25 protein-coding genes, 1 other RNA gene and 1 other annotated feature are annotated in these 26,138 nt (G+C 37.4%); of the genes, 25 read left to right on the forward strand and 1 reads right to left on the reverse strand.

All coding sequences use genetic code 11. The annotated features are described in order from the left end of the window. Positions 1–2 precede the first annotated feature (2 nt). From E6X37_RS01685 to E6X37_RS01700, 4 genes are read left to right on the forward strand one after another with little or no spacing between them, the layout of a single operon-like run. A complete protein-coding gene (locus E6X37_RS01685; protein WP_004696032.1) occupies positions 3–1,049 on the forward strand; it encodes a SufB/SufD family protein in 1,047 nt (348 codons plus the stop codon). 12 nt (positions 1,050–1,061) lie between these two features. Next, positions 1,062–2,291 (forward strand): SufS family cysteine desulfurase, encoded by a 1,230-nt coding sequence (locus E6X37_RS01690; RefSeq protein ID WP_118091277.1) that lies wholly within the window; start codon positions 1,062–1,064, stop codon positions 2,289–2,291. Positions 2,292–2,305: 14 nt separating this feature from the next. Then, positions 2,306–2,731 (forward strand): Fe-S cluster assembly sulfur transfer protein SufU, encoded by a 426-nt coding sequence (gene sufU, locus E6X37_RS01695; protein ID WP_004696027.1) that lies wholly within the window; start codon positions 2,306–2,308, stop codon positions 2,729–2,731. Between the two features lies 1 nt (position 2,732). Then, a complete protein-coding gene (locus tag E6X37_RS01700; RefSeq protein WP_004696982.1) occupies positions 2,733–3,416 on the forward strand; it encodes an HAD hydrolase-like protein in 684 nt (227 codons plus the stop codon). 80 nt (positions 3,417–3,496) lie between these two features. On the opposite strand, the gene E6X37_RS01705 is transcribed toward E6X37_RS01700, so the two are convergent. After that, complete coding sequence (locus tag E6X37_RS01705; protein ID WP_004696023.1) at positions 3,497–4,003, reverse strand: S-adenosylmethionine decarboxylase family protein; 507 nt, start codon at positions 4,001–4,003, stop codon at positions 3,497–3,499. A 213-nt stretch (positions 4,004–4,216) separates the two neighbouring features. Between E6X37_RS01705 and E6X37_RS01710 the strand changes: the two genes are divergently transcribed. The 21 genes from E6X37_RS01710 to ssrA all read left to right on the forward strand — a co-directional run bounded on the left by E6X37_RS01710 (position 4,217) and on the right by ssrA (position 26,058). Beyond that, positions 4,217–4,696 (forward strand): CtsR family transcriptional regulator, encoded by a 480-nt coding sequence (locus tag E6X37_RS01710; protein WP_004696020.1) that lies wholly within the window; start codon positions 4,217–4,219, stop codon positions 4,694–4,696. Positions 4,697–4,702: 6 nt separating this feature from the next. Beyond that, positions 4,703–5,242 (forward strand): UvrB/UvrC motif-containing protein, encoded by a 540-nt coding sequence (locus tag E6X37_RS01715; protein ID WP_038125381.1) that lies wholly within the window; start codon positions 4,703–4,705, stop codon positions 5,240–5,242. Positions 5,243–5,251: 9 nt separating this feature from the next. After that, complete coding sequence (locus E6X37_RS01720) at positions 5,252–6,313, forward strand: protein arginine kinase (RefSeq protein WP_205112456.1); 1,062 nt, start codon at positions 5,252–5,254, stop codon at positions 6,311–6,313. Between the two features lie 234 nt (positions 6,314–6,547). After that, positions 6,548–8,995 carry an ATP-dependent Clp protease ATP-binding subunit gene (locus E6X37_RS01725; protein WP_278471624.1) on the forward strand — a complete coding sequence of 816 codons (2,448 nt, stop codon included), beginning with the start codon at positions 6,548–6,550 and terminating at the stop codon, positions 8,993–8,995. Between the two features lie 163 nt (positions 8,996–9,158). Next, entirely contained in the window at positions 9,159–10,532 is a 1,374-nt protein-coding gene (gene radA, locus E6X37_RS01730) for a DNA repair protein RadA (protein WP_278471622.1), read from the forward strand. A 15-nt stretch (positions 10,533–10,547) separates the two neighbouring features. Next, on the forward strand, positions 10,548–11,699 hold the full coding sequence (locus tag E6X37_RS01735; protein ID WP_004696009.1) for a PIN/TRAM domain-containing protein: 1,152 nt from the start codon (positions 10,548–10,550) through the stop codon (positions 11,697–11,699). Further along, positions 11,683–12,858 (forward strand): 2-C-methyl-D-erythritol 4-phosphate cytidylyltransferase, encoded by a 1,176-nt coding sequence (gene ispD, locus E6X37_RS01740; RefSeq protein WP_008714035.1) that lies wholly within the window; start codon positions 11,683–11,685, stop codon positions 12,856–12,858. The genes E6X37_RS01735 and ispD overlap by 17 nt, the downstream gene beginning before the upstream one ends. Positions 12,859–12,860: 2 nt before the next feature. Further along, complete coding sequence (gene gltX, locus E6X37_RS01745) at positions 12,861–14,330, forward strand: glutamate--tRNA ligase (RefSeq protein WP_008714033.1); 1,470 nt, start codon at positions 12,861–12,863, stop codon at positions 14,328–14,330. 136 nt (positions 14,331–14,466) lie between these two features. Beyond that, entirely contained in the window at positions 14,467–15,420 is a 954-nt protein-coding gene (locus E6X37_RS01750) for a bile acid:sodium symporter family protein (protein WP_278618121.1), read from the forward strand. A 240-nt stretch (positions 15,421–15,660) separates the two neighbouring features. Then, positions 15,661–15,867: a binding site (T-box leader), on the forward strand. 49 nt (positions 15,868–15,916) lie between these two features. After that, a complete protein-coding gene (gene cysS / locus E6X37_RS01755) occupies positions 15,917–17,365 on the forward strand; it encodes a cysteine--tRNA ligase (protein ID WP_278618119.1) in 1,449 nt (482 codons plus the stop codon). After that, the gene (locus tag E6X37_RS01760) at positions 17,355–17,831 is read left to right on the forward strand and encodes a Mini-ribonuclease 3 (protein WP_101928324.1); all 477 of its coding nucleotides are present in this window, start codon (positions 17,355–17,357) and stop codon (positions 17,829–17,831) included. The genes cysS and E6X37_RS01760 overlap by 11 nt, the downstream gene beginning before the upstream one ends. Before the next feature lies 1 nt (position 17,832). After that, entirely contained in the window at positions 17,833–18,564 is a 732-nt protein-coding gene (gene rlmB, locus E6X37_RS01765; RefSeq protein ID WP_004695997.1) for a 23S rRNA (guanosine(2251)-2'-O)-methyltransferase RlmB, read from the forward strand. Positions 18,565–18,566: 2 nt separating this feature from the next. Next, complete coding sequence (locus E6X37_RS01770) at positions 18,567–19,100, forward strand: NYN domain-containing protein (protein WP_004695995.1); 534 nt, start codon at positions 18,567–18,569, stop codon at positions 19,098–19,100. A 73-nt stretch (positions 19,101–19,173) separates the two neighbouring features. After that, a complete protein-coding gene (gene sigH, locus E6X37_RS01775; RefSeq protein WP_004695993.1) occupies positions 19,174–19,848 on the forward strand; it encodes an RNA polymerase sporulation sigma factor SigH in 675 nt (224 codons plus the stop codon). A gap of 5 nt (positions 19,849–19,853) precedes the next feature. Continuing rightward, a complete protein-coding gene (gene secG, locus E6X37_RS01780; protein ID WP_004695991.1) occupies positions 19,854–20,090 on the forward strand; it encodes a preprotein translocase subunit SecG in 237 nt (78 codons plus the stop codon). Between the two features lie 58 nt (positions 20,091–20,148). Then, a complete protein-coding gene (gene rnr, locus E6X37_RS01785; RefSeq protein WP_316689405.1) occupies positions 20,149–22,512 on the forward strand; it encodes a ribonuclease R in 2,364 nt (787 codons plus the stop codon). 8 nt (positions 22,513–22,520) lie between these two features. After that, positions 22,521–22,991 (forward strand): SsrA-binding protein SmpB, encoded by a 471-nt coding sequence (gene smpB / locus E6X37_RS01790; protein ID WP_004695987.1) that lies wholly within the window; start codon positions 22,521–22,523, stop codon positions 22,989–22,991. 156 nt (positions 22,992–23,147) lie between these two features. Further along, positions 23,148–23,648, forward strand: coding sequence for a hypothetical protein (locus tag E6X37_RS01795; RefSeq protein ID WP_012864432.1), 501 nt, complete (start codon positions 23,148–23,150; stop codon positions 23,646–23,648). Further along, a complete protein-coding gene (locus tag E6X37_RS01800) occupies positions 23,648–24,376 on the forward strand; it encodes a 6-carboxyhexanoate--CoA ligase (RefSeq protein WP_316689406.1) in 729 nt (242 codons plus the stop codon). The genes E6X37_RS01795 and E6X37_RS01800 overlap by 1 nt, the downstream gene beginning before the upstream one ends. Positions 24,377–24,380: 4 nt before the next feature. After that, the gene (bioF, locus tag E6X37_RS01805; protein ID WP_316689408.1) at positions 24,381–25,541 is read left to right on the forward strand and encodes an 8-amino-7-oxononanoate synthase; all 1,161 of its coding nucleotides are present in this window, start codon (positions 24,381–24,383) and stop codon (positions 25,539–25,541) included. A gap of 175 nt (positions 25,542–25,716) precedes the next feature. Continuing rightward, positions 25,717–26,058, forward strand: a transfer-messenger RNA (tmRNA) gene (gene ssrA / locus E6X37_RS01810). The last annotated feature ends 80 nt before the right edge of the window (positions 26,059–26,138 follow it).

A 26,138-nucleotide genomic window follows, 5' to 3' on the forward strand; every position in this document is an offset into this window, starting at 1 on the left:
TTATGAGCGAATTACTATTTAATGAACTCCCTAGACCGACATTCAGATGGTTGCGCGTTAATCATACTGTAAGCTCTCTAGCTGGAGAAGATACAGCGGTACAATCCATCGCTGTGGAAGCTAATAAAGATATACTTTCACCATTACCTGTTGGTACAGCATTACTAGATGGTAATTATGAAGGTGCTAATAAAGAAGCTGTTCATGTATTAGTTGAAAAAGCGGAAGGCTATGCTATCAATGTGCCTCCTAAGGCGAAAGAAGTTGTAGGCATCCGCATTGATGCTAATGCTCGTGTGGCAAACCGTTTCCAATTTATCGTTGGTGAAGGTGCTGAACTAGAAGTACAATTCTATGTAACTGGTTCTGGCGATGCATTGACAAATGTTAGCTATTTAAACGAATACGATGTGAAAGAAGCTGGTAAGGTTGTAGTAAAAAAGGTAAATCTTTTGCCTGAACATGTACAACATATCGAGCATCGATACACTAAATTAGAAGAAAAAGCAGATGTAGAATACATCAATATTGAAATTGGTGGCAGTGAAAACATCTTGAATTACTATCATGATTTAGTAGGTCAAGAATCCCGTATGGTTCATGACATTGCTTATCTTGGTAATAAAGAGCAAAAATTTGATATTTCTATGGTTATGAGTCATGGTGGTAAAAAATCATTTAGTGATATTCATACCTTAGGTGCTCTTAGTGGCAATTCTAAAAAATCCTTCAGAGGGACCCTTGATTTCCTTAATGGAGCAACAGCTTCTGAAGGTGCGGAAGAGGATACTTGCTTATTGTTAGATCCAACTGTAAAATCTGTTTCGTTACCACTTTTATTGTGTAAAGAAGATAATGTAGTTGGTAATCATGCAGCAAGTGCAGGCCAAATTGATCATAATAAATTGTTCTATATCATGAGCCGTGGCTTTAGTGAGGTAGAGGCAAAACATATCATTGTTGAATCTATGATTCGACCTATTATTGATCGCATTGGTGATGAAACGATTGAAGAAGCAGCGTTAGCAGCTGTACGTAATAAAATTTAAAGAGGCGTTTTTATGAGACCAATTGCAGAAGCATACAAAGACTTTCCTATATTACATAAAGAGCATAATGGGCATCGTGTTATCTATTTAGATAGCGGTGCTACTGCTCAAATTCCACAGTCCGTAATTGACCGTGTTGTGGAACATATGACACAACGTAATGGTAACCCACATCGTGGTTCTCATATTTTAGCCATTGAAGCATCTGAAGACTATGAAAATGCACGGGATCGCGTAGTTGAATTTATCAATGCTCGCGAACGAGAAGAGGTTATATTTACACGTAATAGTACGGAGTCAATGAACTTGATTGCCCACAGCTATGGCCTTCATAATGTGAAAAAAGGTGACAAGATTGTCATTACTGTTGCTGAACATCATGCGAATCTTGTAACATGGCAATATGTGGCAGAACAGACGGGGGCAACCTTAGAATACATGTATCTTGATGAACATGGGCACTTAAAAGATGGTGAAATCAATAAAATTGATGAAAAGACTAAAATTGTTGCTTTCGCTCATGTTAGTAACGTGCTTGGTATGGAATTCCCAGTAAAAGAATTAACTGAGAAGGCTCGCTCTGTAGGTGCTATTGTTGTTCTAGACGGTGCTCAATCTACACCTCATAAAAAAATTGACGTACAAGCATTGGATTGCGATTTCTTCGTATTCTCTGGCCATAAAATGTGTGCATCTCAAGGGATTGGTGTACTATACGGTAAACGTGATTTATTAGAAACTATGCCTCCATTCCTATTGGGTGGCGATATGATTGAGTATGTAAAAGAACAAACTGCTACATTCAATGAGCTTCCATATAAGTTTGAGGCAGGTACTCCAAATGCTGATGGTGCCGTTTCCTTGCATGCAGCTATTGATTATTTGGAATCCTTTGGAATGGATGCTATAGAAGCCTATGAAGAGGAGTTAGTAGCTTATATTCTTCCTAAGATTGTTGAATTGCCACATGTCCATGTTATTGGTTCTCAAAATCCTAAGGAAAAACATGGCGTTATTGCGTTCACTGTAGATGATGTACATCCTCATGACGTAGCTACAATTTTGGATTCTAAGGGGATCTGCGTTCGTTCCGGTCACCATTGTGCACAACCATTAGGTGCGTTCTACAATGTATCTGCATCTACTCGTTTAAGTATGTACTTATACACTCGCAAGGAAGATTTAGACGCATTCCTTGAAGTATTAAAGACTGTTCGTTCAGTAATGGGTTTTAAAGATTAGGAGAATTACCACTAATGGAAATGGATCAATTATATACGGAACTTATTTTGGAACATAACCAAGATAAACGTAATAAGCATGAATTATCTGAATTTACAAATTCTGAACATGGACATAACCCTAGTTGTGGTGATGATCTAACATTACAACTCAATGTAGTAGATGGTATCATTAAAGATGCTGCATATACAGGTTCTGGCTGTGCTATTAGCCAAGCATCTGCATCTATGATGATTGATATCATTAAGGGCAAATCTGTTGAGGAAGCGCTTCGTTTAGTAGAAATTTTCTTGGGTATGATTAAAAAAGAGATTACCGATGAAAATGAGTTAGAAGAATTAGAAGATGCTATGGCTCTACAAAATATTTCTAATATGCCAGCACGTGTAAAATGTGCAGTTCTTGCATGGCATACATTGAAAGAGGCTTTAAAGAAATAATATGAAGAAAACGATATTATTTGATTTAGATGGAACCTTAACTGACTCTCAAGAAGGTATTCTTAAAAGCATTAAATTTGCATTGGAACATTTCGGTTATACTGTACCTGATGAAGAAACATTACAATTGTTCTTAGGACCACCATTGGTAGATGCTTTCCAAGAACATTGTGGTTTGACCTTTGAGCAAGCGGAAGAAACATACTTTAAATTCCGTGAACGTTATGGTACCATCGGTAAATTTGAAAATAAAGTATATCCGAATATTGTAGACTTATTAGCTAAATGCAAAACTGAACAATATACTATAGCTGTAGCTACTGCAAAACCAGAACATTATGCTAAAGATATTCTTGATCACTTTGAATTGACACCATACTTTGATGTTATTGTTGGCGCTAATTACGAAGCGGGATTGTTACACAAAAAAGAAATTCTTGAAAAAGCTCTCACGCTATGTGGTAACCCATTAACTGATGAAAATGGTCGTCGATTGACATTCATGGTTGGAGATCGTAAGTACGATGTAGAAGCAGCTAATGAACTTGGCTGTATCTCCATCGGTGTTACCTATGGTTACGGTACGGAATCTGAGTTAAAAGAAGCGGATGCCGAATATATTTGTGATGATGTTGATGAAATTGCTGATGTTCTCAATCTTGAAGAAATGATGGTTCGTAGATAAGCTATATAAATAGAATTACATATCAACCCAAATAAAAAGCTAGAGGAAATCCTCTAGCTTTTTTGCATCTTCATTTTATGTTATTTTTTTAGGCCACTCTTTTTAGCTAATGTTTTGATAACCTTAGCACTTTGTTTTTTCAACTTGCCCCCTGTTTGTTTGAGTTGGATACGTGTACGAGAAACACGACCAAGTGTAGTAATCTTAGTTTTGCGACGTGGCTTCATATCTCGTTCGTTACCAAAGTCGCCACGTTGCACACTTGTTGCCTTTACTTTTTCAGCTCTAAAAGATTTACGTAAGGCTTTCATAATTAATGTAAGCGGTAATGTTTGCTCGAAGGAATATAAATCAACTGCTACATAACCAAGTGCAGGATATGTGTGCAATGTAAAGTGAAAACCTGGTGCGACAGAAAGGAGGGCGATTTCCTCGTCCATAACTTGACAACTGATTTCATCTACATCAAGTTCAGCTAAGTCAAATGCGGTTGCTACACTTTCCTGTACAGCTGTAGCGGATGAAATTGCGTCTTCATCGCAGGAATATAAATCAATTAACAGTTCTTGTCCTAATGCTTCTGCCATAACAACACCTTCCTTCAGAAAATAATATCTCATTTATTATACATAGATTTAAGGATTAAGTCCAATTATATGAGAATACATTAAAAGTCAAACGTTATTTTTATAAAATTTGACTTTTATATTGACTAAGGTCAAAAAGTCAAATATAATAGAGTTATGCTAAAGAACAAATAGTCAAAACTATAGTAAATAAACTTTAAAGGGGTGTTTTTTATGAGTATGATAGCTGATAAAATAGAAAAATTTATATTAGACCGTATGCGTGAAGAACAAGAAAAGCTAATTTTAAAGCGTAATGAATTGGCTGATGAATTAGATTGTGCGCCATCCCAAATTAGTTACGTATTAAGTACGCGTTTTTCTAATGAGCGCGGTTTCGATGTTGAGTCAAGACGTGGCTTGGGTGGATATATTCGAATCAAAAAAATTAACCCAGAAAGTTCAGATTCTTTACCTGCTGTTACAACTTATCGGATTTATGAAGGTCCAAATACGGTAGAACGATTAATTGATATGCGAGATGTAGATCAATCATTATTTCAATTATTACAATCTGAAAAGATTACCCGTCGTGAAGCTCAATTGATGCATAATTCTTTTGCTACATTAATTGAAAATGTAGACGTAGAAGAACGTAATGATGCTGTTCGTCAATTATATGCATCAATGGTGGACACTTTGCGGAAGGAGTGATGATTTGTGTTATGTGATCATTGCCATAAAAATGAAGCTACTATCCATATGACTAATATCATAAATAATCAAAAGACTGAGCAACATCTTTGCAGTAGTTGTGCCACCGAGTTACAACAAGCTGGGAAATTATCTCCTTATAGTTCTTTTATGAATGATATGTGGGATAATAACTTTTTTACTAATGATTTTTTTAAGAATATGGTGTATCCAGATAACTTATTAAAAGCTCATCAATCTAAGAGATGCCCTCAGTGTGGTATTACTTATGATGAATTCAATCGGGTAGGTAAGTTTGGCTGTGGTCAATGTTATGAGACTTTTAATAGTGAAATAAATCCATTATTAGAACGAATACAAGGTAGTTCTGAGTATGAAGGGACTATACCTAGTCGTGGTACTAATGTTTTTAAAGCAAAGTATGAAGTAAAGCAATTGCGCCGTCAATTAGATACAGCTATTCAAGCTGAAAACTTTGAAGAAGCTGCAATTTTGAGAGATAAAATTAAAAATCTAGAAGTTATCATTGATGGTGATAACGAATAGGAGGTTCTTATGTTAGATACTATATTGGACTCTCCGCTAAGTCAGTGGCTGTGTCAGGATACAGAGGCGACAGACCACATTGTAATTTCAAGCCGTATACGATTGGCGAGAAATTTTGATGATATATTGTTTACGAATCGTGAAGATACAGTTTCCTTAGAAAAAGTGAATAAAATCTCTCGAGGCCTATTGCCAATATTAAAAAAGGCTGATGAGCACCAATATACAAATATTAGCCTTGAGCAATTAAGTCAACGTGAACGTGCTGTCTTAGTTGAAAAGCATTTAATGAGTCCTGCTTTAGAGGAACAATTACCGTATCGTAATTTGATCGTATCTGATGATGCTTCTATCGCAATTATGGTAAATGAAGAAGATCATTTACGTATTCAATCTATGGCTCCAGGACTTAAATTGCAACAAGCTTATAATCATGCGGTTCAAATTGATAAAGCTATTGAAGCAAAATCCCCTTATGCCTTTGATGAGCGATTTGGTTATTTAACTGCTTGCCCCACTAATGTGGGTACAGGTTTACGAGCCTCTGTTATGTTACATTTACCCGCATTGACGTTATCTGGTCGTATTACGAGACTCATTCGTAACATAATACAATTAGGTTACTCTGTACGAGGGTTGTATGGGGAAGGTTCCGAAGCTTTAGGTTGTATTTACCAGATTTCTAATCAACGAACGATGGGTATTAGTGAAGAAGCAACTATTGAGCAATTGATTAAAATTGTAGAAGGAATTATTGCAGAAGAACGAAAGTCTCGGCAATCTTTATTACACAACGATAAAGAAGGTTTGGAAGATATACTTTGGCGATCCTATGGAATTTTACAATATGCACGACGTGTAAGCGGTAAAGAGGCACTTAGTAAGCTTAGTGACATTCAATTAGGTGTAGATTTAGAAATTTTACCATTCTGGGGTAAAGATACTTTTAATGAGCTTGTTGCTATAACTAGACCAAACTTCCTCTCTAAATACTTAGGTAGTGAAAATTTGACAGATACCGATCGCGACAGCTATCGTGCAAAGGTGATACGTCAAAAAATTTCAAATTAATATAAGTACATAAATAATTAATGCATGATTATTTATTTTGTATAGATTGATTTATATAATTTTCTTAGTTTACTGTTAAGAGATTTGTAAAAAATAGTAAATATTAATACTAGATAGCATAATAGATTAATAGAGTTTAATAATATTTTTGATATTCCAATGGTTATTTCACCATTGTTTACATATATTTGAAAAGAAATAATTACAATTTACATAGATAGATGAGGTGATATTATGATGCAACGGTTTACAGACGATGCACAGCGTGTTCTTTCGTTAGCTCAAGAGGCTGCTTTGGAGTTAGGACATGACTATGTCGGTACTGAACACGTACTCATCGGCCTTACAAAGGTTAAAAATGGTGTAGCAGCTAAAGCTTTAGAAGAGCTTGGCCTTGTTACAGAAGATATTTTTGAAGCTGTAGAAGAACATGTAGGACGTGGTAATAAAAAGGCAACGTCAATATATATGACACCTCGCGTTAAGCATGTGCTTGAGCTTGCCATTCAAGTAGCAAATCACATGAATCACAACTACGTTGGTACTGAGCATATTCTATTGGGCCTACTTAGCGATGGTAGCGGTGTTGCAGTTGCTATTTTACGAGCTATGAATATACGTAGTAATGACGTAGTAGAAGCAATTCGTAGTATTCTTGGCTCGAATAAAGGTAGCAATAATGGTGGTCAAGAGGGAATAAATAGCAATAATGATTTAGGTGAGCTGTCAGATTTTGCAACTGACCTTAATGAGTCTGCTAAACAAGGTAAGATTGATCCCGTTATTGGTCGCGATACGGAGATTCAACGAGTCATTCAAATTCTCAGTCGTAGAACTAAAAATAATCCTGTTCTTATCGGTGAACCAGGTGTAGGTAAAACAGCTATTGCCGAAGGCTTGGCACAGCGCATTGTGACTGGTAATGTACCGGAGATTTTGCGTAATAAACGCATTATATCTCTTAGTATTGGCTCTATGTTAGCGGGTGCTAAGTACCGTGGTGAATTTGAAGAACGGTTAAAAAAAGCTATCGATGAAGTACAACAACATGATGATATGATTATCTTTATAGATGAAATTCATACATTGGTTGGGGCAGGTGCTACTGAAGGTGCTATGGATGCAGCTAATATCTTAAAGCCAGCTTTGGCACGAGGTGAATTCCAAGTTATCGGTGCCACAACACTTGATGAATATAAGAAACATATAGAAAAAGATGCTGCTTTAGAGCGTCGTTTTCAACCCGTTCAAGTAGGAGAGCCTAACGAAGAGGATGCTCTTGAAATTTTAAAGGGCTTAAGAGATCGGTATGAAGCTTTCCATAAGGCTAAGATTACAGATGAGGCATTAACAGCAGCTGTGTCTTTATCTAGCCGATATATTACAGATCGATTCTTGCCTGATAAGGCTATCGATGTAGTCGATGAAGCTGCATCTAAGGTTCGTATGAAAGTATTTTCTGCAGCACCTGATGTTAAAGCATTAGAGGATCGTCTCAATACAGTTAAGAAAGAAAAAGAAGCGGCTGTTACGTCTCAAGATTTCGAAAAGGCTGCAAAGCTTCGCGATGAAGAACAATCACTATTAAAAGAAATTGGTGATAAAAAATCTATTGCTAAAGAAAAAAGCGATCAAAAGTTAATAGTAACAGAAGAAGACATAGCTGCTGTAGTAGCGCAATGGACAGGCATTCCAGTGGCTAAAATTGCAGAAGAAGAGTCTGCAACCTTACTACATTTGGAAGAAGAACTTCATAAACGCGTAGTAGGTCAAGATGAGGCTGTTACTGCTGTAGCTAAAGCTGTACGCCGTGCAAGGGCTGGATTAAAAGACCCAAAACGGCCTATTGGTTCATTCTTGTTCCTTGGGCCAACTGGTGTAGGGAAAACTGAGCTAGCAAGAGCGCTTGCATCCTCCTTGTTCGGCGATGAATCTGCTATGATTCGACTTGATATGTCTGAATATATGGAAAAACATACTGTGTCTCGCTTAGTCGGTGCTCCTCCAGGTTATGTAGGCTATGAAGAAGGTGGCCAATTAACAGATGCGGTACGTCGTAAACCATATAGCGTTATCCTCCTCGATGAAGTGGAAAAGGCACATGTAGATTTCTTTAATATTTTGTTACAAGTTCTTGATGATGGTCGTCTTACTGATAGTCAAGGAAGAACTGTAGATTTCAGAAATACAGTTATTATTATGACAAGTAACTTAGGTGCTAAAGCTTTACATAAAAACTCTCCAGAACTTGGTTTTTTAGCGGCTAAAAAATCTGATTTCAATGTAGATGAAAATAAAGAAATTGAGTTCAAAGAGGCTAAGAAGTCAGTAATGGATGCGGTGAAACGTCATTTTAGACCTGAGTTTTTAAACCGTATTGATGAAATGATTGTATTCCATCCATTAACAGGAGAGGACTTAAAAGAAATTGTAACCATTTTAATGAGTGATGTCACAAAACGCCTTGGAGAACGTGATTTACAATTAGAAATAACTCCTGAGGCTATGAAATTACTCGTTAAGGAGGGCTCTGATTTCACAATGGGGGCTCGACCATTAAAACGTGCTATTCAACGTTTAATTGAGGACCCAGTGTCCGATCTTATTTTGAAAGGAGATGCAAAAGAAGGTAAAATTATTAAAGCAGATGCAAAGGATAACGATCTTGTTGTATCAATATGATAAAAATACAAATTATACAGTTAATGACTACCTTTCATATAAAAAATATAAGTTAAATGGTATACTATAAAATGATGATAGTTAACCATGTAGTAAAATTATGCATAAAAGGTCATGAATGGTTATCATTCATGACCTTTCTTTTTAAATGTATTGAGGTGTTATGGCAAAAGCAAAATCTGTATTCTTTTGTCAAAATTGTGGGGCTGAATCCTCTAAGTGGATGGGCCGTTGTCCACAATGTGGAGAATGGAATACATTAGTTGAAGAAATCATTAAAGAAACTAAACATAGTCGAACACCTTCTCGAGGTGTTGGAAATCAAACGGCGAAACCTACCGCCTTGCCAGATATCGAAATTTCTTCTATTGCACGCGTATCTACAACCTTTGGTGAAATTGACCGTGTATTAGGTGGTGGCATAGTGCCTGGTGCTCTAATGCTTTTAGGTGGTGATCCTGGTATTGGTAAATCTACTCTGTTACTACAAGTATCCCAGAAGGTAGCCGATACAGTAGGAGCAGTTCTTTATGCATCTGGTGAAGAGTCTCAGTTACAACTTAAACTTCGAGCAGAACGACTGCATATTAATAGTGAACGGTTACAAGTTATTGCAGATACTGATCTAGATCATATATTGGAGCAAGCTGAAGCAATGACTCCTTCCTTACTAGTCATTGACTCTATACAAACTATGTATACTGGAGATATAGATGCTGCGCCAGGCAGTGTTAGTCAAGTTCGTGAATGCACATCTCGTCTACTTCGCTTCTGTAAAGAACGAAATATACCTACTGTAATCATTGGTCATGTAACAAAGGAAGGCAATATTGCAGGGCCTCGTATGTTAGAGCATATGGTAGATGTAGTGCTTTACTTTGAAGGGGAGCGTTCTTATCAATTCCGTATATTACGGTCCATTAAAAACCGTTTTGGTTCTACATCAGAAACAGGCATTTTTGCCATGGTAGAGGAAGGGTTACAGGAATTGTCCAATCCATCTGCTTCTCTCTTGGCAGAGCGTTCCGATGAAGAAAGTGGCAGTGCTGTTATGATTTACCTCGAAGGGGTTCGGCCCATCTTAGTAGAGGTACAAAGCTTGGTCGTTACTACGGCCTTTGGTATGCCTAGACGTACGGCGATTGGTTATGATCTTAACCGATTAATTGTATTATTAGCAGTCTTAGAAAAACGCTGTGGCTTTACATTAGGTAATAAAGACGTGTATGTAAATGTCATCGGTGGTCTCAAGGTAAATGAACCTGCTTGTGATTTATCTATGGCGGTTGCCATTGTGTCAAATCTGAAAAATCGAATCGTTCCAACAGATATGGTAATTTTAGGTGAAGTAGGCTTAACTGGTAATGTTCGCAGTATTCCTCGCATTGAACAGCGTATAAATGAAGCCAAGAAATTAGGTTTTAAAAAGTTTATTATTCCTGAAGGCAACTATAAACAAATCAAGGATAATGATAGTTCTATCAAAATTAGAGGTGTCAAATCTATACAAGAGGCGATGCAGCTCGTATTTTCATAATTAGGGGGTGATTTCATGATTTATCGGATTTTACGCTATGTAATAGCCATTTTAGTAGGTACAGCAGCCTACGTGGGAATGGATAGCTTAGCACCTATTATTGACCCATATTTGGTTTCTCAATTTGAATCTTTTGGGGACATGTCATTAACAATTGCACGTATTGCAGTATTAATCGTAGGTACTCTATTAGGCCTTGTTATTGGTTATCTGATTTCATCATTTATTCTGAAACAAGGTTTAGTAATTGCTAAAAGATTAGAGCGTATTCTTACTCATATTCCAAATCAAGAATTGATTGCAGGTACCATCGGTTTATTATTCGGCCTTATTATTGCAAATCTAATTGGTGTTGCATTCAATCAAGTACCTATTATAGGACCTTATATTCCTATAATTTTGAGTGCTATTTTTGGATATAGTGGACTTAAAATCATGGCTCGTAAAGGCCCCGAAATGTACAATAATTACGTACAACAATGGGGAGGAGATAGCACTAAAAAAACAAGTCGTTTTAAAATGTTTTCAACTCATAAATTAGATAAATCCTCTAGTACGCCAAAATTACTAGATACTTCAGTTATCATTGACGGTCGTATCAAAGAACTATGTGCTACGGGCTTCATTGAAGGCCCTCTTATGGTGCCACTATTTGTATTAAATGAGTTACAGGTAATTTCTGACTCTGCGGATGCTACGAAACGCAACCGTGGCCGACGTGGCCTTGATATTTTGAAGGATATGCAAGATGCCAATAAGGTAGCTATAGAAGTTGTTGAAGATGATTATGATGATCTTGTAGAGGTTGATTCAAAACTTATGCGACTTGCTTTAGATAAGCAATGGAAATTGATGACTAATGACTTTAACTTGAATAAGGTGGCTCGTGTACAGGGGATTGAAGTGCTTAACCTCAATGAATTGGCAAATGTATTAAAACCTGCTCTAATCGCTGGAGAATGGATTCGCGTTCAAATCATGAAAGAAGGTAAGGAAGTACACCAAGGTGTGGCTTATCTCGACGATGGCACGATGATTGTCGTAGAGGATGGTAAGCCTTATGTTGGTCAAAATGTAGAGGTTATGGTTACATCCATATTACAAACGAGTGCAGGACGGATGATTTTTGCTCGTGTAGATGGAGGACAAAATGGGCAAGGCAATTAGTTGTATCGTTCTCGCTGCAGGTGCTGGTCGCCGTATGGGATATAAAGAAAATAAGATATTTATTCCTTTAGGGGGATATTCTATTATTCAACGTACCATACAGAATGTAGAAAAGATTGAAGGTTTAAAAGAAATTATTCTTGTTGTAGCTGAAGGCGAACAAGAATATATGTCTAACCATATTCAAGGGTTGGATTTGCATATTCCTGTAAAGATAGTGCTTGGTGGAAGAGAACGTCAAGATTCTGTGGCTTATGGGCTCAAAGCTGTATCAGAAGATAGTAATATTGTGCTAGTTCATGATGGAGCGCGTCCATTAGCATCAACGAAACTGTTTGATTCTGTTGTTAGGGCCGCAATAGAATATGGAGCTGCTACTGTAGGTGTCCCTGCTACGGATACGATTAAACGAGTTGATACAGAGCATACTGTAATAGAAACATTAAAACGCAGTGAATTATACCAAATTCAAACGCCACAAGGCTTTCAAAAAGATCTATTTAAAGAGGCCCATCAAAAGGCTTATGATGAAAAATATTTAGGCACTGATGATGTGTCCCTCGTTGAGCATTTAGGGCAGCCTGTACATATAGTAAGTGGAGACTATTGTAATATTAAGGTGACCACTCCTAATGATATTGCAGTAGCAAAACGATATTTAGGAATTGAGGATAAGCGTATGCGCGTTGGATTTGGTTATGATATTCATCAATTAAAAGCAGGTCGTCCTTGTATCTTAGGTGGTGTTCATATCGAATCTGGCCTTGGCCCTGATGGACACTCCGATGCGGATGTTCTCATTCATGCCTTGATGGATGCCATGCTAGGCGCCGCTGGTTTACGGGATATTGGATACTATTTTCCACCTGAAGATGACCAGTATAAAGGGATTTCTAGCATGCTTTTACTAGAAAAAGTAAATTTCTTATTGAAAGAACGTGGGTTACAAGCCTATAATATTGATATTATGGTTATTTCTGAGACACCTAAATTAAAACCTCACATCGATATGATGAAGGCTAATTTACAGTCTATATTAGAGATACCATTAGATCGCATTAGTATTAAAGCGACAACAAATGAAATGCTAGGGGCTATTGGGCGCCGTGAAGGCATTGCTGCACAAGCTGTCGTTTCTGTATATGAAGGAGAGATTTAATCATGAGTTCCATGAAAGTTCGTTTTGCTCCAAGCCCTACGGGTCCATTCCATATTGGTGGTGCTCGTTCTGCTTTATTTAACTGGTTATTAGCACGTAAGGAAAAAGGCACATTTGTATTGCGTATTGAAGATACAGATTTAGCTCGTTCTACACGTGAAAGTGAAGAGAATATTAAAGCTTCCTTACAATGGCTTGGCATGAACTGGGATGAAGGCATTGATGTGGGTGGTAATAATGGTCCTTACCGTCAAACAGAACGTCTTGATTTATATAAAGAAGTAACACAACGCTTATTGGATGAAGGTAAAGCTTATGAGTGTTATTGCACACCTGAAGAGTTAGATGCGGTGCGTCAAGATCAAATGGATCGTGGGGAAACACCAAAATACAACGGTCATTGTGAACACTTAGATGAAGAGACAAAGGCTAAATACATTGCTGAAGGTCGTAAACCTACAATTCGTTTGCGTGTACCGTTGAATAAAACATACGCTTTTGATGATATGGTACGTGGGCATGTATCCTTTGAATCTAATGGCGTTGGTGATTTTGTAATTGTAAAATCTGATGGCATTCCTGTATATAACTTTGCTGTAGTAATGGACGATCATATGATGGGGATCACTCACGTTATTCGTGCAGAGGAACATTTATCTAATACACCTCGTCAAATGGCTATTTATGAAGCTTTAGGTTGGGAGGTCCCTAAGTTTGGTCATATTTCCTTGATTCTTGGTAAAGACTACAAGAAAATGTCTAAACGTCATGGTGCTACTTCTGTTGAACAATACAAACAATTAGGGTACTTGCCAGAAGCACTTGTAAACTTTTTGGCACTTCTTGGTTGGGCTCCTGAAGGTGAAGAAGAATTCTTCACACAAGATGAATTAATTCAGGCTTTCTCTATGGATCGGGTAGCGAAAAATCCTGCTGTGTTTGATATTGATAAATTGAACCATATAAATTTCCACTATATGAAGAATTTGAGTGATGAAGAGTTATTCCATCTTTGTTTACCGCATTTGAAAGAGGTTGGTTTAGCTCCAGATAGCTTGAATCAAGCTGATATTGATTGGTTGACATTATTATGCTCTACATTCCGTGATCATATTAGCTATGGTGCTCAAATCAAAGATCATGTAGGCTTGTTTATGGGCGAAACAGTATTCCTTGAAGAGGGCCATGAAGAAGAATTGCGTGCTGTATTGAATGAAGAAACAGCTCCAACAGTTCTCGGCGCTTTCCGGAATGCATTGGCTGAACTTGATGAAATTACACCTGAAGTTGTAAAAGCAACAATCAAGGCCGTAATGAAAGAAACCTCTTTAAAAGGTAAATTCGTATTTATGCCAATTCGTGTAGCTTTAACAGGTCAAATGCATGGTCCAGATTTGAATAATATTGTTACATTACTTGGTAAAGAAAAGTGCTTACATCGTTTAGATAATGTAGGTGCATTAACAAAATAAATTTGATCAATTAATCAAAGGAGTTCACGTAACAGGTGTTATGTGAACTCCTTTTGTATGTGTTGTTAATATTCTATAGAAATGCTATAATAATCGGCGTATTAAATTTTGATTTATTATGAAAGCGAGTGTTTTTATGAGTGTTATTCGTTCTATTAATCACTTATTCAATAGTTATCTATCCTGGATAGTACTATTGATGGCTGTTTTAGCATATATGCTACCTGCAGTATTTTCTTGGATGACTCCTTATATTGCTTACATGCTACAGTTTGTTATGTTTGCGATGGGGTTAACATTAACGGCTCAAGTCTTTATTGATGTATTTAAGCAACCAATGAAGGTTATTCTCGTATCCGTAATCCAATTCTTATGGATGCCATTAGCAGGTTTCTTAGTAGCCTTAGCATTTAATTTTCCTTCAGAAGTTGGGATTGGTTTTATCTTGTTGGGTGCATGTCCTGGTGGTACTGCTTCTAATGTAATGACCTTCCTTGCAAATGGTAATGTTCCCTTATCCGTATCAGCAACAACTGTATCCACATTATTGGCACCTATTTTAACGCCTTTATTTGTCGTATTATATGCTGGTGCAACATCTTCTATTGAAATTCAATTTATGCCAATGTTTATATCCATTGTAAAAATTGTGTTAGTACCAATTATTTTGGGGATTGTATTGAATTACTTTATTGGCGCAAAAATTGAACCTGTAAAATCTGTATGTCCAACCATTGCAGCTATCGCGGTATTGCTTATCTTGGCAGCTGTAACTGCAGTTAACCAAAAGCAAATTGCCGAAACCGGTTTCATTATTTTTGTAGCGTGTTTAGTACAAAATTTGAGTGGTTATGTTGTGACATACTTGGTATGTAAAGCCCTCAGTATTGATGTGTCTTCTCGTCGTGCTATGCAAATCGAAGTGGCTATGCAAAATTCTGCATTATCCGTATCTTTAGCACTAAAACACTTTACACCACAAGCTGCGGTAGCAGGTGCAGTATTCTCCATCATTCATAACTTTACAGGATCTATTTTTGCAGGTATTTGCCGTAAACATGATGATCAAGATAAATTAGAAAATGCTTAATATTAATTGATTTGATGTAATGACATTATTATTACTTGTGTACTATAAAAGCTATTGTTATGAATGATAATAGTAATTTAATATTCTGATTATATATCCTCATCTTTCTAATTAAGCTATTTAAAATACCTATGTATGATATGTGAATAGCTGCCTATGAAAGATGGGGATCTTTCTTGTAAATATTGACATTCTATAGCTTTATTGGTAAAATATTTTTATATATGAATATAGATTATTTTAATAGCTGAGACTGAAAGAAGTACTCTACGACTAACTTTTTAGCGAGAACCGATGGTGGGAGGGTTCATGGATAGGTAGATGAAATGCATTCACGAGCTGACACTCCGATTATAGGTAGGTTTGTCCGGCGACGCACCGTTATGCGATGAGTGGGTATCGCTATTGGTACCTAACAGAGTGGAACCGCGGACCATCGTCTCTGTATGAGATGAGAGGTCTTTTTTATTTTACAAAATTGGAGGCATCGGTAACGATGAGAGAAATTACTGTTTATAATACTATGACGCGCCAAAAAGAGGTTTTTAATCCTGTAACACCAGGTGAGGCAAAAATGTACGTATGTGGTGTCACACCATACAATCATCCTCATATTGGCAATGCTCGTCCTTTCGTGACTTGGGACGTAATTCGTCGCTATATGAAACATGTAGGCTATAAAGTAACATATGTACAAAACTTTACTGATGTGGATGATAAAATCATCAACACTTCTAATGGTGAAGGTGTCTCTTGGGATACCATTGCAAACCGTTATATTGATAGTTATTTTGAAGTAATGGATGCGTTAGGTGTACAACGTGCAGACATTTATCCACGTGTATCTACACATATTGATGATATCATTGCTATGATTCAAACATTGATTGACAAGGGCTACGCCTATGAACTCGATGGCGATGTATATTATAGTGTGGAGAAATTTGAACATTACGGTGAGTTATCTGGTCGTACATTAGACGATATGGAAGCAGGCGCACGTATTGAAGTAGATGGTCGTAAGAAGAATCCTATGGACTTTGCTTTGTGGAAAGCAGCAAAACCTGGTGAACCTTATTGGGAAAGCCCATGGGGGAATGGTCGTCCAGGGTGGCACATTGAATGTTCTGCTATGAGCCAAAAATATTTAGGCACAGAATTTGACTTCCACGGTGGTGGTAGCGATTTGATTTTCCCTCATCATGAAAATGAAATTGCTCAATCAGAAGGTTGCTCTGGTCAACATCCAGCAGTGCGCTACTGGTTGCACAATGGTTTTATCACTATTAATTCTGAAAAAATGTCTAAGTCCTTGAATAATTTCTTCTTGGTAAAAGATATTTTAGAACAATATAGTCCTGATGCATTGCGTTACTTCTTATTGAGCACGCATTACCGTAGCCCATTAGATTTCTCTGATGAGCGTCTAGAAGAAGCTAATAAATCTTTGGAACGGTTAAGCACAGCTATTGAAAACCTTCTTTACCTTGAAAAATGTGAGCCAGGCTCATGTGATGAAGCTCAACGCTTATTAGAAAAAGCGAAAGCATACGAAGAAGAATTTGAGGATGCTATGAGTGATGATTTCAACACTGCTTTAGCAACTTCTAGTATGTTCGGTCTTGCAAAAGAAATTAATATCTACTATCAAGCTGTAACAAGTAGAGAAGGCGTTGTTTGCCAAGAGGCAATTGCTGAAGTGAAACGAATCTTCAAATTTATGACAGATGTTATTGGTGTTCTTGAAAAAGCTTGGGAAGGCAATACGGGTGCTAATGCTGCTGAATATGAAGAATTAATGCAAGTTATTCTTTCTGTACGTCAAGCTTGTCGCGAGCAAAAACAATGGTCATTAGCTGATTGTATCCGCGATCGATTAGCTGAGATTGGTATTACCATTGAGGACTCTCCTCAAGGTGCACGGTGGAAAAAACGTGAAGTTTAAACAATTTCAATTCTTAAAGAATGAAGCGATAAAGAAACTAACGGCTCTTGAAGAAGAGCCGCTTCGTTTGCGCAAACGAACAATAGAGGAGTGCCTAAGTGCCGATGCAGTTATGCTAGCTTATATCGGTGATGCAGTATACTCCATGTATGTGCGCGAACGCGTAGTACAAATGAATATTACAAAAGTACAGATCTTACATACTATCGTTACTGAATTTATTTGTGCTAAATCACAGGCAAAAGTATTGCTAGAAATAGAAAATACTTTCACAGAAGATGAACAAGCTATTGCACGCCGTGCTAGAAATAGTAATGTAAACGTGCCTAAAAGTAGTACTGTTCAAGAATATCGCAGTAGTACGGCCTTTGAAGCAGTACTAGGATTTCTTTATGAAACGCGCCAAGATGAGCGCTTACAGCATATCTTGGGGCAAGCCTTTTCTATAACTCTACGAGGTATGTAGTATGGATAATTATATTGTAGGTCGCAATGCGGTTAAAGAAGCCCTTAAAAGTGGCCGTTCTATTCAACGTATTCTGGTCAGTGAAGATAAGGTAAAAACAGGGTTAGCTGATATTGTAAATCTTGCTAAATCTCAAGGTATTGAAGTTAGACCAACACCAGTTAAACAGATGAATAAGTACGATTTAGAGGTACCACATCAAGGGGTTATAGCTCTTGTATCGGCCGTTCAATTTAAAGAATTGGGCGAGGTATTACAAGAAACGACACATGAGGTTCCTTTACTCATCTTAACGGATGGGGTTGAAGACCCACATAATATGGGAGCTATCATTCGTACTGCTGAATGTGCGGGAGCTACGGCTGTACTCATTCCTAAACGACATAATGCGCCTATTAATGCTACTGTTGCAAAGACATCTGCTGGAGCTATTGAACAAATTCCACTTGTACAAATTGGCAATGTAGTGCAAACCATTAAACAACTTCAAAAACAAGGATTTTGGGTAATGGGGGCTCATATGGAAGGTGATCGTACCTTGTATGAAGCAGATATGACAATTCCTACGGTTATAGTCATTGGTAATGAAGGTAAGGGGATTAGTCGCGTTGTAAAAGAAGCTTGTGATTTCCTTGTAACAATTCCTATGTATGGAAATTTGAATTCTTTGAATGCATCTGTTGCAGCTGCAGTTCTTATGTATGAGGCGGTACGTCAACGCCAGGCGAAATAATCATGCTAAAAGATATTTTAATTGTAGACGGCTATAATGTTATTTTTGCTTGGACTCATTTGAAAAAATTGGCTCATGAGTCTTTAGAACATGCGAGAATGGAGCTTCGAGATAGATTGTTGAACTATGGTAAATTTAAGGGTTACGAAGTAATCCTTGTATTTGATGGTAAGTATACAAAATCTGGAGGTTCCATTGAATCTATTACAAGTGGATTTATCGAAGTGTATACTGAGGATGGAGAAACGGCGGATTCCTTTATTGAACGAGAGGTATTTTTACGTAAAGGCAAATATACTAATGTATATGTTGTAACCTCCGATGGGGCAGAACAGAATCAAATTCTAGGCTCTGGCGGGTTGCGCATTCCTGCTCGTGAGTTGCAAAATATGATTCGTATAGCTAAGGAAGAAGAACGACTTCAATATGCTCATGAACATAGACGTGATCAATTTTCAGTGCGTCGTAATGAAGTGGGAGGTTTATTATCTCCTGAAGTTGCTGAAAAGCTTGAGAAATTGCGTCGAGGTCATTGATAGTTGAAAATCATATACCGTTCCAGTATAATAAATATATTGGTTTTTCTCGCTCAATTGTAAGGAGGAGCTTATGAAAATGATTCATACACGCAAGTCCGATTACAATTTCAAGGAAATGACCGATGAGCAAGTTGTGGTCATAGCTCAGGAAGAGCAAAATGAGTTTGCAATCGATTATATTGTTAATAAATATAAGAACTTTGTAAGAGCTAAGGCTCGCTCCTATTTTTTGGTAGGTGCCGACCGAGAGGATATCATCCAAGAAGGGATGATTGGACTCTATAAGGCGACGCGAGATTTTAAACATGATAAATTAGCGTCTTTTAGAGCTTTTGCAGAACTTTGTATAACTAGACAAATTATTACAGCTATTAAATCGGCTACAAGACAAAAACATGCGCCTTTGAACTCCTATATATCCTTAAATAAACCGGTGTATACAGAGGACTCTGAGCGTACATTGATTGAAATGCTATCTTCAACAAAGATTACAAATCCTGAAGACCTCATTATCAGTCAAGAGGAACTAGATGATATTGAGCACAATATTGGTCATATTTTAAGTGATCTCGAATGGGAAGTCTTGGAAGGATACCTTGATGGACGTTCCTATCAAGAAATGGCTGAGGTCACAGATCGTAGTGTTAAATCTATTGATAATGCGCTACAAAGGGTAAAACGTAAATTAGAGAAGTATTTAGAACATCGTGTATTGGGCTCGCATCGAGCATCACAGGAAGGATGACAGTCGTGACAAATTTCTTAATGATTGTAGAAGTAATCGTATCTATTTTATTAATTGTAGTAGTTGTTGCACAAAATAGCAAAAATGCAGGCATGGGCGGTGCTGTTTCTGGTGCGGCAGACTCTTCTTTTGGTGGTAAGCAACGCGGTTTAGATGCTTTCTTATCTAAATGTACGATTATATTGGGGATTATCTTTGCTGTGTTGAGCTTAGTGTTAGGGGCAATGATTAATCAATTCTAATGATGAAAGCCTGCTTTGCAGGCTTTTTCTTTTTTCATCCTAATAAGGGGGTGCAGACTTGAAGAAGAAGGTATTGGACTTTTATAAATCTATACAACCACATGCATACCATATTGAGGATGCAGCAATGGATAATCGTATTCGAGGTGGCAAAGATCTTGAAATGTTTATTCGATCTGCGAAAATGCTCGCCCGTGAAGGCGTATTAACTTCATCTCGACCAGATGTATACCGATATGAAGATCAACAGCATGAAGAATATGAAGGTATCTACAAAGGATATCGTAAATCTTATGGATTTGTTATTATGCTGGATGATGAAGATATTTATGTAGCAGAACAAAATAAAGGAACTGCTATGCATAATGATAAGGTACGTGTTCGTATTGTACCATCAGATTATACAAAACATAAACGTGAAGGCATCATCGTTGATGTTATTGAGCGTGCTAATGAAACCATAGTTGGTACTTACGACAGACAACAACACTTCGGCTTTGTTGTACCAGATGATGAACGTATTGGAACAGATATTTTTGTAGATTTAAAAGATACTTTAGATGCTCGGAGTGGAGCTAAGGTACTAGTAAAAATTACAAAATGGCCTGAAGGCAATAAAAAACCTGAAGGAATTATAACAGAAATTTTAGGCTATAAGGGGGATGTAGGCCTAGACATTAACTGTATTATGGCTAATCATAAGATTCCTTTTGCATTCCCTAAAGAGGTAATTGAGGCAAGTGAGAAGATAGATACTATTGTTCATGAAGATCCGAAGCGGTGGGATCTTAGAGACTTACAAATGGTAACTATCGATGGAGAAGATGCAAAAGATCTTGACGATGCTGTAAGTGGTCGTAAATTACCAAATGGTAATTATGAGCTAGGCGTACACATTGCGGATGTTAGTCATTATGTTACTTCAGGCCAGCCTATTGATAATGAAGCATACAAGCGGGGGACTTCAGTTTACTTAGTGGACCGCGTAGTACCAATGTTACCAGAGGTATTATCGAATGGTATTTGTAGTTTAAATGCCCATGAAGATCGCTATGCTATGACGTGTATGATGGAAATTGATGATTCAGGTACAGTTGTTAATTATCGTATTCGTCCGTCTATTATCCATGTAGGACGTCGTTGCAGCTATAAAGAAGTTTATAAAGCGTTAGAGGAAAATATTGTTCCTGACGATTTAGTAGATTTTATTCCTATGCTTCGTGACTTAGCAGAAATTTCTAAGATTTTAAATCGTATGCGTCGTCGTAGAGGGGCATTAGACTTTGATTTTTCGGAATATAAGGTATTACTTGATCTCGATGGTACACCGTTGCGTATCGTAAAACGCGATCGAACTATGGTAGAGCGGCTTATCGAAGAATGTATGCTCATTGCTAATGAGACGGTAGCTACGCATTTAAAGGATACTCAACGTACATCGGTATATCGTATTCATGAACATCCTAGTGAAGAAAAATTGGATTTATTCCAAAAGGTATTACATTATTTAGGTCAAACTCTTGTCCTTAGTGCTGATGGTGTAACACCACGAGATTTCCAAAAAATCCTTGATGTAGTGAAGGGACAAGATATCGAGCAAGTGGCTCAAATTATGACCTTACGTTCTATGCAGCAAGCGAAATATAGCATTGAAAACGTCGGCCATTTTGGGTTAGCATCCACTTGCTATACTCATTTTACATCTCCCATTAGACGTTATCCGGATTTGATGGTACATCGACTTTTAAAAGCGGATATGCACTGGAAGGGTGGATACTCTAAACGAGATGTAGATGAAGCTTTCTTAGCTGGTGCTGTGGAACATTCTTCCATACAAGAACAAGTGGCAACCGAGGCAGAACGAGAAACTACGGATCTAAAGAAGACTCAATACATGGTTCCATTTGTAGGTGAAGTTTTTGAAGGCACTATTGCGAGCATAACCTCCTTTGGCATGTTCGTAGAGTTAGAGAATGGTATCGACGGTCTCGTGCATATTAGCATGATGAACGACGATTATTATTTCTTTGACGAAGAACATTTTGTTCTTGTTGGTAAGCGGACAGGTAAAACCTATCACTTAGGTGAAAAGGTTACTGTTACACTTGTAAAAGCCGATGTAGAAAAGAAACAAATCGATTTTGTTCTTGGTGAAGTAGATAATCTGATGGCTATCCAAGAACAATTGAGTAGTGGCTCTGACCATGCTACTAGTCGTGATGGTTTTGGAAATCTAAAGGGGCGAAAGTCATCCCGAAAAAACGGTAGAAAAACTTCTAAACGAGATGATTCAAAAGCTGGGCGTTCTAGATATGATGCTTTCAGTAAAAAATCTAAAAAAGGTAAATCGAGTCGCAAGAAGTCAAATAAAGCTACAAAACGTAGTCAATCTAAAAAATCTAAAAGTAAACGTAAACGATAGAGGAGAATATGGCAAAGAAATCTAGCCCATCGCTTATTGCTGACAATCGTAAGGCGCGTCATGATTTTCATATTCATGAAACCTATGAAGCTGGTATTGCTTTAACAGGAACTGAAATAAAGTCTATTCGTCAAGGTAAGCTTAATCTTAAGGACAGCTTTTGTCGTATAGATAAAGGGGAAATTTTATTGTATGGTGTACATATCAGTCCGTATGAACAAGGTAATCGTTTTAACCATGAACCGGAGCGGACACGCAAGTTGTTGATGCATAAATCTGAAATCAATAAGTTACATGCTCAAGTTAAGGAAAAAGGATTTTCTTTAGTGCCGCTAAACTTTCATTTTAGTCACGGTTATGTAAAGGTTACTGTAGGTTTAGTAACTGGTAAGAAACTTTATGACAAGCGTCAAGATATGGCGGAACGTGATGCCAAGCGCGATATTGCTAAGCGAATCAAAGAACAACAAAAATATTAAGAATCATAAGGAATCAAGTCGATATGGCTTGGTTCTTTTTTTGTATATTTGTTAACTATATTATTTTTAGTGGTTGATAAAAATACAGTGAGAATTTATAATGTAAACAATAAGAGGTGTTTGTAGTTGACATTTTCTAAGTAGAGGAGATACATTATGAATCAGAACATTCGGTACATTACAGAGGTTGCTATTTTAACTGCCATGATTACTGTATTAGGGGCTATTAAAATACCTAATGTCATTCCAGGTATAGAGTTTCAATTATCAGCCCCGTTGGCGGTAGCGATATGTGCCGTATTCGGATTTAAAAAGTATATTATAAGTGGTTGTTTATCTAGTTTAATAGGATTAGCATTAGGTACTCAAACCATTTTAAATGTTATGATTGCTATGCAATTCCGGCTCATTGTGGGACTAATTCTTTGGATGTGCCATAATCACATGATAGGTATTATGGTTTCTGGTCCAATTGCATCTGCTTTAGCGCGATTATCTTTGTCTTTATACGTTGGTAAGGCTGCATTACCGATGATAGCTCTCGCAGTTCCAGGTATGATCTTTACAGTAATTATGGCACCAGTATTTGTGAAAGTATTCCATAAAATTCACAACCAAGTACCTCAAAGTAATGTAGTTAAAGGTAAGGTATCATAATGGACGAATTATATAGTGTGCGTATGCGCGCGGCTCAAGGTGGTCCCCATGAAAACGGGGGCCACCATATTTCTGGCGCAGAACGCATTGTGACCTTAAATCAAGTTGGAGCTATCGCTCAGTCTTTAGCCGAACGAGCACTGCATCATAGTAAGGGGACAGCTGATTTTATTAATATTACAGTGGACTTGATTCCTTCAGAAACAATTACATATATAGAATGCTTAAAAGTAAATGAACACTTTGCTAATACTGTTGCTGAGGCGCATCAATTAGCTGTTGAACTTTTACAGGGCGCTGATATTAGTGAAACTGCTGTTAAACATGCTATTTATCTATTAGAAGGTTTAGATTCATCTATGCGAGGTGCTATGTTGGTTGACGCAATTTCTGGTGAGCGCATAGATTCTGGTAACCGTGGTGTTCGCGTGAGTCATATGGACTCCTTTGATTCTGAAAAACTAGGGGATAATGAACATATGAGAGAGGCCTTAGTATTGGCTTCTAAAGTGCAATCTGCTGAGGGGATTGTAGGTGAATTATGTTGGTCTGATGATCCTGATTACACAGTAGGCTATGTGGCTTACAATGATATTTACCATCGAATTCCTAGCATGAAAGAATTTGGCTCTAATCTAGGAGGACGTGTATTTTTTGTTAAACCAAATACTGATGTGGACTGTGTAATCAAGTATTTGGAAAAAGCACCAGTACTTATTCAGCGGTGATTGTATGTATAAATTCTTCCAAGAGCAATTAAATAATAAAATCAATAACCTAAATTTGCGCACATTAACGGAATATTGCCCTATAGACGCAGTACGGGTTAGAAGAGATGATAAAGAATATTTGATGATGGCATCAAATAACTATTTAGGGCTTACTTTTGATGAACGTGTAATAGAGGGGGCCATTAAAGGGGCTCAACAATATGGCACTGGATCAGGTGGATCGCGTCTAGTATCCGGTACATTTCCCTTGTTTACAGATCTTGAAAGAGAACTAGCAAAATTTAAGAATACAGAAAAAGCCCTCGTATTTAATACGGGTTACATGGCAAATGTAGGAACCATTTCTGCCATAGCAGATAAGAATACTATTATTTTTAGCGATGCTTTAAATCATGCTAGTATTATAGATGGTTGTAGACTGAGTAGAGGATCTGTAAAGGCTTATAACCATTGTGATGTAGACGAATTAAAGTATTTATTGAAAGAAGTAGATCGAAATACAAGAAAGCTAATTGTCACAGATGGGGTCTTTAGCATGGATGGCGATATAGCCCCATTAGATAAGCTCTACGAGCTTAGCCGTGAGTATAATGCTTTACTTATGGTAGACGATGCTCATGCGACGGGTACCATTGGTAGCGGTCATGGAACGGCTGCTTATTATGGTCTTGAAAAAGAAGTGGATATTCAGCTAGGTACATTGAGCAAATCGTTAGGTTCTGTTGGCGGCTATGTAGCTGCTAATAGCACCATCATTGATTATCTTGTGAATATGAGTCGTAGCTTTATATTCTCCACTGCATTATCTCCTGCTGACATAGGGGCAGCCCTGGCTGCATTACATGTTCTTGAGTCTGATACATCTGTTTTAAGGCGACTACAAAATAATGTGAACTATATGGCAGATTGCTTAAATTCTATAGGAATATATGCTACGAATGATACTCCAATTTTCCCAATACTTATCGGTAGTAATGAGGATACTCTAACAGTATCAAATTATTTATACAATGCTGGAATTATAGGTACAGCGATACGTCCGCCTACAGTTCCTGTTGGTGAAAGTAGAATTCGTTTAACCGTTACAGCTGCTCATAATAAAGAACAAATTGATTATGTGTGCCAATCACTGCATAATGCTTTGAAGCAATTAGACTCATGATAGTAGATAATATATCTAAATAAAGACAGTATTAAAAGAATCCTAAATTGATTGGTTAATTAGTCTATATTAGATAAATCGAGTAGTCTAAGAAGAGTGAATATATCTGAACTGTAAAGGTTTCATACAATTGACAGTAATACCAAATAGGCTTATAATTATTAAACCGACGCACGGGGATGTAAAGGTTTCGACAGGGGTGCGTGTGGTATAGATAGCGAGTCGGCGTTCCATGAGGCCGTTAAACGGTGGGAAAACATTTAAACGCAGAAGAAAATTTTGCATTAGCTGCATAAGCTACGTCCCTCATACTTGTGCCTACCAAGTGTGAATGGACGTCAAACAGTAGGCTGGTCTAATTTAGTTGTTCATATGAATTAGGCGAGACAATATGAACTGGGGTTGTGTAGCTTGTCTGTGAGCGATAGCAACCTGAGACTTAAATCATAGACTGTGCTCGGAGAAGTCTATATGGCAACACTTTTGGACAGGGGTTCGACTCCCCTCATCTCCACCAAAATAGAAGCGTACATTTTAAGAAATAAGTCTGCGCTTACAGATAAATTTGTGATTATTCGGCTATAATTGATATAGAAC

Origin of the sequence: Veillonella parvula (genome assembly GCF_032550495.1) — a bacterium.
Lineage (GTDB): Bacteria > Bacillota > Negativicutes > Veillonellales > Veillonellaceae > Veillonella > Veillonella parvula_G.